Genomic DNA, 13,018 nt, shown 5'->3' with positions numbered 1-13,018 from the left:
CATCCGCCTCAGCTACATCCGCCTCAGCTACATCCGCCTCAGCTACATCCGCCTCAGCTACATCCGCCTCAGCTACATCCGCCTCAGCTACATCCGCCTCAGCTACATCCGCCTCAGCTACATCCGCGTCCGCGGGTACGCCGTCCGACTCGACATCATCCGAGTCGGACGCGATCCGCTCATCCGAAGGCGCCTCGTCCTCGCGGTTGTCCTCAGGAGCATCCGCCTGCGTGGCGTCGTACTCGCGGTCCTGCTCCGCCTGTGCGCGGTCAGCCTGCTCCGGGTCGTAGGCGTTCGTCGACGGGGCGGCCGGCTCAGTCTCGCTGTCCTCTTGGTCAGCAGCCTGCGCCTCGACCGAGGCCGATGCCGCCTGCTCCTCCGGAGATTGCTCGTCGTCTGAGTCGTCTGAGTCGCCCGAAACGACCCGTGCGACGGTGGACTCGTCGCTGCCTGGTTCCTGGACGTCGTCATCCGCCGCAGACGGAGCGTCCACCGCGGCTGTGCCGACGTCGGACGAGGTCTGCTCGGCCACGGCCTCGCGATGAGACACAGCCCCCGCGTCCGTCTCGGACCCGGCAGCCTTATCAGTCGCCTCATTCTCAGCCGCGGGTGTTGCAGTCGGCTCGGAGTCGGGTCCGGCTCCTGTCGCCGGTCCTGTCTGCTCCGAGTTCGCGTTGGCGCCAGCTCCAGGTACTACGGCTGCTGCGGCGCCACTGCTCTCCGCTGCGGGTGAAGCCTTCGAAGCGGACTGCTCCTGGCTCGGCTCAGCTGCTGCGGTTGCGCTGGACGAAGACGGCGCGGCCTCGGATCCGACGTGTTGAGTCGCGGGCTCGGGCTCGTCCCGGCGTACCTCAGGCTCGGTCGTAGGTACGGCGACGGCTTCCGGTGCGGATGCTGCCGTCGTCTGCTCGGACTGGGTCGGGTTCGACTCATGCTCACCGGCAGACTCCGCGGTGGCTTCGGGTGCTTCAGGTGCAGAGGGCTCCACCGGCTCCGCGGTCTCCGCAGTCGGCTCGCGGTCTGCATCGGGTACGGCGTCAGCGGCGGTGGTCAGCTCGGCGTCAGCGCTAGTGGCCGGATCGGCGTCAGCGGCGGTGGCCGGATCGGCGTCAGCGCTGGTGGCCGGATCGGCGTCAGCGGCAGTGGTCGGCTCGGCCGCAGGTGATGGTGCCGTCTCGGGACCGGCGGTGGGCGACATGAATTCGCTGAGCGCGGGCGGTTCTGCGGCGGCGGTCGGTGCCTGGGACGACGACGCGGCGTCGGCCGAGTCGGCCTCGGTTGCGGGTACTTCGGTTGCGGGTACTTCGGTTGCGTCGCCGACGGGCTGGTCCACGGAGGCTGCCGAGGGCTCTTCGGGGGCCTTCGTTGCGGTCGGGTCGATACGGGTGAGCACGGCCGTCGGCGGCTCGGCGTCGGACGGCTCGGGAACAGACAGCTCAGGGCCTGAGGGGGCAGACGCCGACGGGTCGGACGCCCGACCGCCGGGCACCGGCTGAGCAGGCGCACCCGACTTCTGCGCGGCCGGCTCGTCCGCGATCGGGTCATCCCCGGTTGCCTCGTCCGCGGTTGACGCGTCCGTCGCCTCGTCCGCGGTCGACGCGTCCGTCGCCTCGTCCGCGGTCGACGCGTCCGTCGCCTCGTCCGCGGTCGACGCGTCCGTCGCCTCGTCCGCGGTTGACGCGTCCGTCGCCTCGTCCGCGGTCGACGCGTCCGTCGCCTCGTCCGCGGTTGACGCGTCCGTCGCCTCGTCTGCGGTTGGCTGGTCCGCAGTTGGGTCGGAGGATGCGGGCTCGGCGGCCGACGCATCGTCGTACGCCGCGGGTTCAGTCGTCGCGGACTCGGCCGGCTCCGAGGCAGGCGCGGTTGGCGCGGGGCCGGTCGGGGCGTGATCGGTCGGCGCGATGTCGGTGGCGACGGTGTCGCGCGCGGCAGGATCGGCGACCGGCTGCTCGGGGGAGGCCGCGGGGTTGGTTGCCGGGGTCGCGGACTCCGGCGACTCCACAGTTGGGGCGAGGGCGGTCGGAGCCGGAGCGGTCGGAGCGTGGTCGGCCGGGGCGGCGGTTGGTGCCGCAGAGGCCTCCGCCTCGGCGGCGGTTGGTGCCGCAGAGGCCTCCGCCTCAAAGTCGGCCGGGGCGGCGTTGGGTGTCGCGGGGGCGGTGGGCTCGGGAGGTGGGGTGCCGAGGGTGGGGCGGGAGGGGGGTGTGGGGATGGAGTTTTGGAGTTCGCGTTTCCAGGCCAGGCGGACTACCGGGAGTTCGGTGGTGCGTTCCGAGGGGTCCTCGTCGGCGTACGGCGTGGTCTCGGGGGTGGCGGACGGGCCTTGGCCGGTGGGGCCTGAGTTGGGGGTGGCGCCGGCTGGTTCTACGTGGGGGGCGGCGGGGGGTTGGAGGAGGGTGCCGTCGATCCATCGTTGCTTCAGTAGCGGGCGGAGGATCTTGCCGCCGGGAGTCGTCGGGAAGTCGCGACGCGGTACGCCGATGACCTGTGCGGGGAGGCCGAGGCGGGTCTGGATCAGGCTGCGGATGGCCTGGTCCATGCCGGGGACCGACTCGGGCGTCAGCGCGTAGAACACGACCAGGCGGTCGGTCCCGGACTCCTCGTCCGCGACGCCGCACGCCGCGACCAGTCCGTGTTCGGCGCCGACCACGGTCGTCGCGACGGACTCGATGTCGTGGGCGTAGTGGAGCTTGCCGGACATGATGATGCGTTCGCTGTCCCGGCCGGTGATGACGACCTGCCCACCGGTGATGAACCCTTGATCGCCGGTCGCGAGCCATTTGCGCGCCGGCCAGTTCCCCACCGGGAAGGCAGTGCGATCGGCCTCCAGGTTCCCGAGGTACCCAGGCGTCACCCGAGCCGACGCGACCTGCAGCTGACCGATCCGCCCTTCCGGCAGTACGGCGCCGTTCGGTGCCACGATGCGCACCGTCGTACCGGGCGCCGGTGCCCCGACGGACACCAGCGACAACACACCCGGCATCTCGGTCCGCGGCTTGCCCGGCCGCGCGACGGCGACCTTGCCGGACGACGGCCGCTGGTCCACCCACTCGACCACGCCGGTCGGTGGGATGCGGACCCGATGCACGTTCGGTGTCAGACCCGGCCGCGCGAAGGTGATCCCGGTGACCGTCTCCGTCATCCCCCACGCCGCGACGAAGGTCTCCGGTACGACGCCGAACCGGTTCGTCACGCGCAAGAACTCCGACATCACCGGCACGGTGATCTGCTCGCCGCCGCTGACCAGACTGCGCAGCGCGGACAGGTCCCAATGCCGGTCCGGCTCCCCCGCCACCGCGGCGGTCGCGAGCCGGTACCCGAAGTTCGGCGACCACGAATGGTTGACCCGGTGCTGGTCCATCAGGTCGAGCCAGCGCAGCGGGTTGGCGAGCACCCAGTCCGTGTTCACGTGGATGTTCGTGCACCCCGTGAACACCGGTAGCAGGTGGTACAGCAGGAACGCGCCGCTCCGATCGAGCGGCAACCAGTTCAGCGTCGTCTGCCCCGGCCGCACCGGCAGCATCGCCGGCGTACCAGCGGCGAACTCGACCAGCCCGCGATGCGTCAGCTGCACGATCTTCGGCGTACCGGTCGATCCCGACGACAGCATCAGTACGGCGACATCGTCCGCGGCGGGCCGGTGGAAGTCCGAGGTCGGCTCGTGGCCGGCCATCGCGTCGGGGTCGAGGACCGGCAGGCCGAGGTCGTTCGGGAGGTCGGACGGGCGGCCGATCAGGACCGTCCAGCCGAGCAGGTCGGTGATCTTGCGGAGCCGCTCGCGGCCTTCCTCGGTGCGGTCGCCGCCGGGGTTCGGCGCGACGAGCAGCGGACGGATGCCGCCGAGCGTGCAGGCCCAGAACGCGGCGAAGAACCCGACCGGCTCGGTGCAGTGCACGACCGCGGGATCACCCGCACGTACGCCGTTCGCGCGCAGGCCGGCCAGTATCCGGGCGGCCAGCTCGAGCAGCGTCGGGAAGTCCAGCTTGGTCTCGCGGCCGTCCGGCCCGATCTCGACCACTCCGGCACCGCTGAAGTCACGCGCGGCCCGGAGCAGTGCGCTCGGCAGGTCGCGTGGGTAGCCCGCGGGAATCATCAATGCCGGCCCGGTGGAGATCGCCGGCCGGTCTGCACCACTTCTCACGCCGATGCCACCACCAGCGGCAACTCGGGGTCAGGTGCGGGTACGACGGGACGCATGCACACGCCGGCTACGAGCGTAGAGACGCCGACCAGTTGGCGACCCACGGACACGCGCCTCCCGAACTGGACGGAGCGGGTTCAGGGCAGACCCGCCTCACTTCACACCGAAAGCAGCCCCGTATTTCCGCCGACCGGACGATGCCGTGACCGGGCGCACCCGGTATGTCATCGCGCCGACCGACAGCCGTGAACCCTACCAGCCGCGACCCGCCCTGGAGGAGTCCGTTCTCACCAGCCGATGGTTAAGAATTGTGCGACTCACGACACCGATCACAACGAGTGTCAGCGCGTTCCGATACGGCCCGTCGTGACAAACCTGGCGACAGGTCGCGCGTACGGCGGGAACATGGGCCGATGAGTGAGACGGGCCCCCAGGTCCGCACGACTACCGGACTCGTTCGGGGCCGCAGCGAGAACGGATTGTCGGTGTTCCGCGGCATCCCGTTCGCCCGGCCGCCGGTGGGCGAACTGCGCTTCGCGGCGCCGCAGCCGGCCGATCCGTGGGACGGCGTACGCGACGCGTTCTCGTTCGGGCCACCGCCGCCGCAATCGCTCGTCTTCGGACCGCCGTCCAACCCGGCGACCGGCGACGACTGGCTGACCGTGAACGTCTGGTCGCCGCAGCTCAACGCAGCCCTTCCGGTGATGGTGTGGATCTACGGCGGCGCGTATGCGATCGGGCAGTCCGGCGATCCGTCGTACGACGGGACCCGGCTGGCCGCCGAAGGTGATGTCGTCGTGGTGACGTTCAACCACCGGCTCGGGGTCGACGGGTTCGGGCAACTGGAGGGCGCGCCGGCGAATCGCGGCCTGCTTGACCAGGTCGCCGCGCTGGAGTGGGTGCGCGCGAACATCGCTGCGTTCGGCGGCGACCCGGATCGGGTCACCGTGTTCGGAGAGTCGGCCGGGGCGGGCTCTGTTGCCTCACTCCTCGCCATGCCCCGAGCGGCCGGCCTGTTCCGCCGGGCGATCACGCAGAGTGCGCCCGGGACGTCCTTCTCGCCGCCGCTGGCCGCCGACATCCTGACCGAGATCGCTGCCCTGCTGGACGTCGCGCCGACGGTCGACGATCTGCGCCGCATCCCGACGGCCGACCTCGTCGCCGCCTCGGACATGTTCGCCACGGCGATGCAGCCGGAGATCAGCCGGTGGGGCGCGGCGGCGTATACGGGCATCCCGTTCGCGCCTGTCGTCGACGGTGACGTCCTCCCGCGTACGCCGTTCGACGCGCTGGCCGATGGAGCCGCCCGCGAGGTCGAGCTGATCGCCGGCCACACGCGGGACGAGTACCGCCTGCTCCTCGCCGCCGACGGCCGCCTCGGCAACCTGACCGAGAACGACGCCGCAACTGCCCTCGAGATCCTCGCACCGGCCGGCTACCGCGAGGCCTACCCGGACGCGACCGCCGAGCGGATCTATGAGCTCGTCCACTCCGACTGGCTCTTCCGCATGCCGAGCCATCGGCTGGCCGAAGCGCAGATCGTCGGCGGTGGTCGCGCGTACGTCTATGAGCTGGCTTGGCCGGACACCGGCCTCGGCGCCTGCCACGGCCTCGACGTACCTCTCGTCTTCGGCACCACACCCCTGCTCGGCTTCCTCCTCGACCCCGAGCAACTCCCCGCGGCGGAGCAGGTCTCGCAGCTGTTCCGGACGGCGTGGACCGCGTTCGCCCACACCGGCGACCCCGGCTGGCCGCAGTACGACGCCACACACCGACAGGTCGCCCTATTCACCACCGAGCTGACCATCACGCCGTACCCCGAGGAGGTGTCGCGGCGTCTGTGGGCCGGGCATTCGTTCGCACCGCTCTAGGCGTGTCAGCGCGATGGCGGTCCGGTGTCAGGGCACATCGGCAGCGTGGTTCTCGACAGCAACGAACAGACTGAGGAGCACGAATATGTCGACGCAAACCCCCACCAACCACCAGGACCGCCCGGAGCTGCAGAAGGCGGCTCAGGAGTTCGTCGATGCCGGCTTCGGCGGACTCGAACTGCGTGTGCACGACGAACACGGAGAGTGGGTCGGTACCGCCGGCATCCGTGAGCTCGGCAGCGCGGAGAAGCCGCCGCTGGACGGGCAAGGCCGGGTCGGCAGCGTCACGAAGACCTTCGTCTCGACCGTCGTGCTGCAACTGGTGGCCGAGGGCAAGCTCGACTTGGACGGCCCGGTCGCGCCACACCTCACCAGGTTCGAGCTGGACCCGCGAATCACTGTGCGGATGCTGCTCAACCACACCAGCGGGCTGTTCAACTACACGGGCGAGTACTTCCCCGACGGCACCGTCGTACCGGGCCTCCCGGCGACCGGCAAGGACTGGGCCGAACACCGCCTGCAGGGCTACACGCCGGACGAGCTGGTCGAGTTCGCGCTGGCCAAGCCGGCGCGGTTCGAGCCGGGCACCGAGTGGAGCTACGCCAACACCAACTACACCGTCGCCGCGCTGCTGATCGAGGCCGTCACCGGCCGCTCGTTCGCCGCGGAGCTGGAGTCGCGGATCCTGAAGCCGCTCGACCTGAGCGGCACGCTGGAGCCGGGTGACCGGACCGACCTTCCCGGAGCCCACTCGCATGGGTACTTCCGCTACCAGGACGGTGACGACTGGAAGCTGGTCGACGTCACCGACCAGAACCCCTCGCTCCTGTTCGCCGCCGGGAGCATGCTCTCGACCACGCAGGACCTGCAGGTGTTCATGTCCGCGCTGCAGAGCGGGAAGCTCCTGCCCGCCGACCTGCTGGCCGAGATGCGGACGCCGGAGCCGAAGAGCGGTCCGCTCAACTACGGCCTGGGCCTGTTCGCGCAGGACACCGGCTCGGAGACCATCTACCACCACAACGGCAGCGCACCAGGCGGGTACGGCGCCCTGATGTTCAGCAGCGCGGACGGTACGAGGACGCTGACCGCCCTGATCACGATGGGCGACGCGGAGGTGGACCTGCTGCAGGTCTTCCCGCCCGCGCTCGACCGCCTGGTGAAGGCGGTCTTCTGAACCGAACTGGTGGGCGAAGAGGGGATCGAACCCCCGACATCTTCCTTGTAAGGGAAGCGCTCTACCGCTGAGCTATCCGCCCGGATCAAACGACCGGAGGAGTCTACCTGAGGTTCAGGGCTGCCAAAGCCTCCGCGTAGTCGTCGGGGTTGCGCGCCTCCGGGATCGCGTTGACGACGGACCAGCGGATCAGGCCCGTACGGTCGACCACGAACGTGCCGCGCAGGGCGCAACCACGCTCCGCGTCGAAGACGCCGTACGACGTCGCGATCTCGCCGTGGGGCCAGAAGTCTGTCAACAGGCTGAAGCCGAGGTTCTGGTTGTCCGCGTAGGCGCGGAGGGTGAACATCGGGTCGCACGAGATCGCCAGGAACTCGGCTGCCGCCAGCAAAGAAGGCCGGTCCCGGAGGGCGGCCAGTTCGCTGGTGCAGACCTGGCTGAAGGCGTACGGATAGAAGACCAGTACGACGTCCCGCCTGCCGGTGAGGTCGCTCAGCCGGACCTGTTCGCCGTACTGGTTCCGAGTGCTGAAATCGGGGGCCCGGCTGCCGGCAGCCGGGATCGTCACCCGCGGCGGCCGGACTTCGGAACCACCAGTTTGGTCGCGGACCAGTCGTCGGTGACGCTCAGCGTGCTGGTCGTGGCCAGGCCCGCCACCGGGGCGGCCTCGGTGATGTCGCTGGTCTCGACGTACCCGTCGCGACCGACCTTCGGCGTCAGCAGCCAGACGACCCCGCCGGCCTTCAGGTCGGTCAGGATGTCGAAGAAGGCGTCGACCAGGTCACCGTCGTCCTCGCGGAACCAGAGCAGGACGACGTCGACGACCTCGTCGGTGTCCTCGTCGACGAAGGCCTCGCCGGTGATCTCCCGGATCGCATCGCGGAACTCGTCGTCGCAGTCATCGTCGTACCCGATCTCCTGGACGACCCAGCCGGCCTCCAGGCCGAGCCGGGAGGCCATGTTCGGCACTCCGCCCTTGCCGTCCGCGTGGTCCGCGGTCGCGCTCACGTGTCCTCCTCCGTGGTCCCCGCTTGCCCGGGGGTAGGTGTCAGTTACCACTCAGCTAGCGATAGTCCATCGTGACGTACCGCGTCGCGCAAGTATGCACCAGGGATCCGTGACGTGTCCGGTATCCGCGTGGCGGGTACCGGGCGTGTCCGCTGGGATCAGGTCCGGCCAGCCGGAATCGGGCCGGAAGGGAAGGCGAAGTAGAACGCATTCCGAACAGGTGACAGGATTGCGGTGAAGAGCAACCAGAGAGAACGGCAGGACACCGTGGCTTCCGGACACGAACCACCAGCCATCATCACCGAGGGGATGCCCACCCAGCTCCCCGACATCGACCCCGACGAGACGCGTGAATGGGTCGAATCGCTCGACGCCGTCCTGGACGAACGGGGCAAGGCGCGAGCGCGCTACCTGATGCTCAAACTGATCGAGCGAGCCCGGGAGCGACAGGTCGGCGTGCCCGCACTGCGGAGCACCGACTACATCAACTCGATCCCGCCCGAGCGGGAGCCCTGGTTCCCCGGCGACGAGCACATCGAGCGCCGGATCCGGGCTTTCATCCGGTGGAACGCCGCGGTGATGGTGAGCAAGGCCAACCGCAAGGGCCTGGAGGTCGGCGGCCACATCGCCACCTACCAGTCCGCTGCCAGCCTGTACGAGGTCGGCTTCAACCACTTCTTCCGCGGTAAGGAGCACCCCGGCGGCGGCGACCAGATCTTCATCCAGGGTCACGCCTCCCCCGGTATGTACGCGCGCGCCTTCCTCGAGGGCCGGTTGTCCGCGGACGACCTGGACGGGTTCCGCCAGGAGGTCTCCCGCGGCCCGCACCAGGGCCTGTCGTCGTACCCGCACCCCCGGCTGATGCCGGACTTCTGGGAGTTCCCGACCGTCTCGATGGGACTGGCCGCGCTGAACTCGATCTACCAGGCGCGCTTCAACCGGTACCTGCACAACCGCGGCATCAAGGACACCAGCCAGCAGCACGTCTGGGCGTTCCTCGGTGACGGCGAGATGGGTGAGCCGGAGTCGCTCGGCGCGATCGGCCTGGCCGCGCGCGAGGAGCTCGACAACCTCACCTTCGTGATCAACTGCAACCTGCAGCAGCTGGACGGACCGGTCCGCGGCAACGGCAAGGTCATCCAGGAGCTGGAGGCCTTCTTCCGCGGCGCCGGCTGGAACGTGATCAAGGTGATCTGGGGCCGCGAGTGGGACAACCTGCTGGCCCAGGACCACGACGGCGCGCTGGTGAACAAGATGAACACCACGCCCGACGGCCAGTTCCAGACGTACTCCGTCGAGTCCGGTGAGTACATCCGGAACAACTTCTTCGGCGGCGACCAGCGGCTGCAGCAGATGGTCAGCAACCTGTCCGACGAGGACCTGCGCAAGCTGCCCCGCGGCGGTCACGACTACCGCAAGGTGTACGCCGCGTTCAAGAGCGCGACCGAGCACGTCGGCCAGCCGACCGTGATCCTGGCCCAGACGATCAAGGGCTGGACGATCGAGGCGCTGGAGGGCCGCAACGCGACCCACCAGATGAAGAAGCTGACCTCGGACGACCTGAAGGCGTTCCGCGACCGGCTCTACCTGCCGATCGAGGACAAGGACCTCGAGGACGCGTACAACCCGCCGTACTTCCACCCCGGCACCGACTCGCCGGAGTACCAGTACATGATGGACCGCCGCAAGCAGCTCGGCGGTTCGCTGCCGCAGCGCAAGGTCGCACCGAAGACGCTGAAGCTTCCGGGCGACGACGTGTACAAGCCGCTGTCCAAGGGCAGCCACGCGCCGATCGCCACCACGATGGCGCTGGTCCGGCTGTTCCGGGATCTGATGAAGGACCCGGAGATCGGGCACCGGATCGTCCCGATCGCCCCGGACGAGTACCGCACGTTCGGTATGGACTCGATGTTCCCGACGGCGAAGATCTACTCGCCGCACGGGCAGAACTACGAGGCCGTCGACCGCAACCTGCTGCTGTCGTGGAAGGAGTCCTCGGCGGGCCAGCTGCTGCACGAGGGCATCAGCGAGGCCGGCGCGATGGGCTCGGTGATCGCGGCGGGTACGGCGTACGCCACCCACGGCGAGCCGATGATCCCGTTCTACATCTTCTACTCGATGTTCGGGTTCCAGCGCACCGGCGACTTCATGTGGGCGTTCGGCGACCAGCTCGGCCGCGGCTTCCTGATCGGCGCCACCGCCGGCCGGACGACGCTGACCGGTGAAGGTCTGCAGCACGCGGACGGACACTCGCCGCTGCTCGCCTCGACCAACCCGGCCGTCGTGCACTACGACCCGGCCTTCGCGTACGAGATCGCGTACATCGTGAAGGACGGCCTGCGCCGGATGTACGGCTACGGCCTGGACGCGGACAAGCCGGTCGGCGAGGACGTCTTCTATTACCTCACGGTCTACAACGAGCCGGTGGCCCAGCCGGTCGAGCCGGAAGGCCTCGACGTCAACGGGCTGCTCAAGGGCATGTACCGCTTCAACGAGTACCAGACCGCCGAGGGCGACGACGTACCCCGGGTGCAGCTGCTCGGGTCCGGTGTCGCGCTGCCGTGGGTGCAGAAGGCCCAGCAGATCCTCGCCGAGGAGTACTCCGTTGCCGCGGACATCTGGTCCGTGACCTCGTGGAACGAACTGCGCCGCGACGCGGTCGCCGCCGAGCAGCACAACCTGCTGCACCCGGAGGAGCCGGAGCAGGTGCCGTTCGTGACTGAGCAGCTGAAGGACACCAAGGGCCCGGTCGTTGCCGTCAGCGACTTCATGCGCGCGGTGCAGGACCAGATCTCCCGCTGGGTGCCGAACGACTACACCTCGCTCGGGACCGACGGCTTCGGTCTGGCCGACACCCGGGCCGCGGCCCGTCGGCACTTCCAGGTCGACGCGGAGTCGATCGTCGTCGCGACGCTGGAGATCCTGGCCAAGCGCGGTGACGTCAAGCCGGAGGTCGCCGCCGAGGCTGCCCGCAAGTTCCGCATCGACGACCCGACCGCGGTCGCCGGCGTGAAGCAAGAGGGCGCCGGCGCCTGACGCCGAAGCATCACGGGCCGCTCATCCCACACCGGGGTGAGCGGCCCGCTTGCATATTCGGTGGGAATGCCCGGCGGACCGGCCATACCCTTCTGACCATGCCTGAGCTGATCGAACCGACCGCCGAGCTGCGCGACTCCTTCCTGGAGTCGTCCCGCGAGTGGGGCGACGAGCACCAGGACGGCGCCGGCCTGTGGGAGGCCACGGATCTCAGCACCGCCGAGGGTTTCGCCGACTGGATCGAGCGTCTCCGCGAGCAGAGCGACGACAACCTGCAGATCCCGGCCGACCGGGTGCACGCGTCGTACTGGTGGATCGTTGAGGACGGCACCTATCTGGGTGCGATCACGCTCCGGCACACGCTCAACGAGAAGCTGCTCGAGGGCGGCGGCCACATCGGGTACGGCGTTCGCCCGTCGGCGCGTCGCCGTGGTCTGGCGTCCTGGGCCCTGGGTCAGGTGCTCGGCAAGGCCCGTGCCCGCGGCCTGGACCGGGTGATGGTCAGCTGCGACGACGACAACGTGGCGTCGGCGCGGACGATCGAGCGCAACGGCGGCGTCCTCGAGGACGTCCGCGACACCTGGCTCGGCCTGACCCGCCGCTACTGGATCGACCTACGACAAACCTCGTAGTCGGCACCCGAGCAAGTTGCGCATTCCGTCCGACGCGGCAGGTGCCCCGGAATTCCTAGCGTCGAGGCATGAACACGATCATCATCGGCGCAGGACAGGCCGGGCTCGCCACCGGTTACCACCTACAGCGGCTCGGTGAGCCGTTCACGATCCTCGACGGCAACGCCCGCGTAGGAGACCAGTGGCGGTCGCACTGGGACAGCCTCAAGCTCTACTCGCCGGCGAAGTACGACGGACTGCCCGGCTTCCCGTTCCCGGCCGAGCCGTGGCACTACCCGGGCAAGGACGAGGTCGCCGACTACCTCGCGTCGTACGCCGAGCGCTTCGACCTGCCGATCCGGCCGAACACCCGGGTCGACAAGCTCGAGCGGCTCGACGACCAGTGGATCGTCACGATCGGCCGCGAGCAGCTCACCGCCGACAACGTGGTCGTCGCCACCGGCACCTTCGGGCGTACGCCGTACCTCCCGGACTTCGCGGTCGACCTCGACCCGGCGATCCGGCAACTGCATTCGTCGGAGTACCAGCGGCCGGAGCAGCTCAAGGACGGCGCGGTTCTCGTCGTCGGCGGCTCGCACTCCGGTACCGACATCGCGTACGAGGTCGCGCAGACACACCAGACGATCCTGTGCGGTCGCGATCCCGGACAAGTGCCGTTCACACCGGGCAAGCCGAACCAGGCCTTCTTCTGGCCGCTCATGCTGTTCGCGTGGCGGCATGTGCTCACCCGCCGGACGCCGATGGGCCGGAAGGAGATGGGCCACATCCGGCACCACGGCGGGCCGATGATCCGGGTCAAGCGGGCAGATCTGCTCGAGCGCGGGGTCGAGCGGGTGCCGGCTCGGGTGACTGGAACGCAGGACGGTCTGCCGATGCTGGCCGACGGCCGGGTGCTGGACGTCGCGAACGTGGTCTGGGCGACCGGGTTCCGCCAGGTGTTCGACTGGATCAAGATGCCGCTCGTCGGCGCCGACGGCTGGCCGCGCGAGTACCGCGGGGTGGCCGAGAACGCACCCGGGCTGTTCTTCTGCGGGCTGTCGTTCCAGTACTCCTTCAGTTCGATGGTGCTACCGGGGGTCGGCCGGGACGCGGCGTACGTCGCCAAGCGGATCGCGGCGCGGGTCCGCACCGAGCGGAGTCTTGCCGTCGCCTGAGCCGA

Annotated in this window: 8 protein-coding genes and 1 tRNA gene; 5 read left to right on the top strand and 4 right to left on the bottom strand. The window is 69.5% G+C overall.

The annotated features are described in order from the left end of the window. The coding region (locus tag FDA38_RS11650) for an AMP-binding protein (RefSeq protein ID WP_170989674.1) at positions 1-4,138 on the bottom strand (4,138 nt) is incomplete at its 3' end. 413 nt (positions 4,139-4,551) lie between these two features. Here FDA38_RS11650 and FDA38_RS11645 point away from each other — a divergent pair. Then, positions 4,552-6,009, top strand: a complete 1,458-nt coding sequence (locus FDA38_RS11645) for a carboxylesterase/lipase family protein (protein WP_137254026.1) — start codon at positions 4,552-4,554, stop codon at positions 6,007-6,009. Positions 6,010-6,094: 85 nt separating this feature from the next. Continuing rightward, complete coding sequence (locus tag FDA38_RS11640; protein ID WP_137254025.1) at positions 6,095-7,183, top strand: serine hydrolase domain-containing protein; 1,089 nt, start codon at positions 6,095-6,097, stop codon at positions 7,181-7,183. A 7-nt stretch (positions 7,184-7,190) separates the two neighbouring features. On the opposite strand, the gene FDA38_RS11635 is transcribed toward FDA38_RS11640, so the two are convergent. From FDA38_RS11635 to FDA38_RS11625, 3 genes are all read right to left on the bottom strand, one after another. Further along, positions 7,191-7,265: transfer RNA gene (locus FDA38_RS11635), tRNA-Val, on the bottom strand. 21 nt (positions 7,266-7,286) lie between these two features. After that, positions 7,287-7,751 (bottom strand): peroxiredoxin, encoded by a 465-nt coding sequence (locus FDA38_RS11630; RefSeq protein WP_202877621.1) that lies wholly within the window; start codon positions 7,749-7,751, stop codon positions 7,287-7,289. Then, positions 7,748-8,191: a DUF3052 domain-containing protein gene (locus tag FDA38_RS11625; protein ID WP_137254024.1), complete on the bottom strand. Its 444-nt coding sequence runs from the start codon at positions 8,189-8,191 to the stop codon at positions 7,748-7,750. Before FDA38_RS11625 ends, FDA38_RS11630 begins: the two co-directional genes overlap by 4 nt. 309 nt (positions 8,192-8,500) lie before the next feature. Between FDA38_RS11625 and aceE the strand changes: the two genes are divergently transcribed. The 3 genes from aceE to FDA38_RS11610 all read left to right on the top strand — a co-directional run bounded on the left by aceE (position 8,501) and on the right by FDA38_RS11610 (position 13,013). Then, positions 8,501-11,227: a pyruvate dehydrogenase (acetyl-transferring), homodimeric type gene (aceE, locus tag FDA38_RS11620; RefSeq protein ID WP_202877664.1), complete on the top strand. Its 2,727-nt coding sequence runs from the start codon at positions 8,501-8,503 to the stop codon at positions 11,225-11,227. Positions 11,228-11,325: 98 nt separating this feature from the next. Beyond that, positions 11,326-11,859 (top strand): GNAT family N-acetyltransferase, encoded by a 534-nt coding sequence (locus FDA38_RS11615; protein WP_137254023.1) that lies wholly within the window; start codon positions 11,326-11,328, stop codon positions 11,857-11,859. 68 nt (positions 11,860-11,927) lie between these two features. After that, entirely contained in the window at positions 11,928-13,013 is a 1,086-nt protein-coding gene (locus FDA38_RS11610; protein ID WP_137254022.1) for a flavin-containing monooxygenase, read from the top strand. Positions 13,014-13,018 lie beyond the last annotated feature (5 nt).

The organism is Kribbella jiaozuonensis (assembly GCF_005233875.1).
In the GTDB taxonomy this organism is placed as follows: Bacteria; Actinomycetota; Actinomycetes; order Propionibacteriales; family Kribbellaceae; genus Kribbella; species Kribbella jiaozuonensis.
This window is presented reverse-complemented; position numbering and strand designations above follow the sequence as displayed.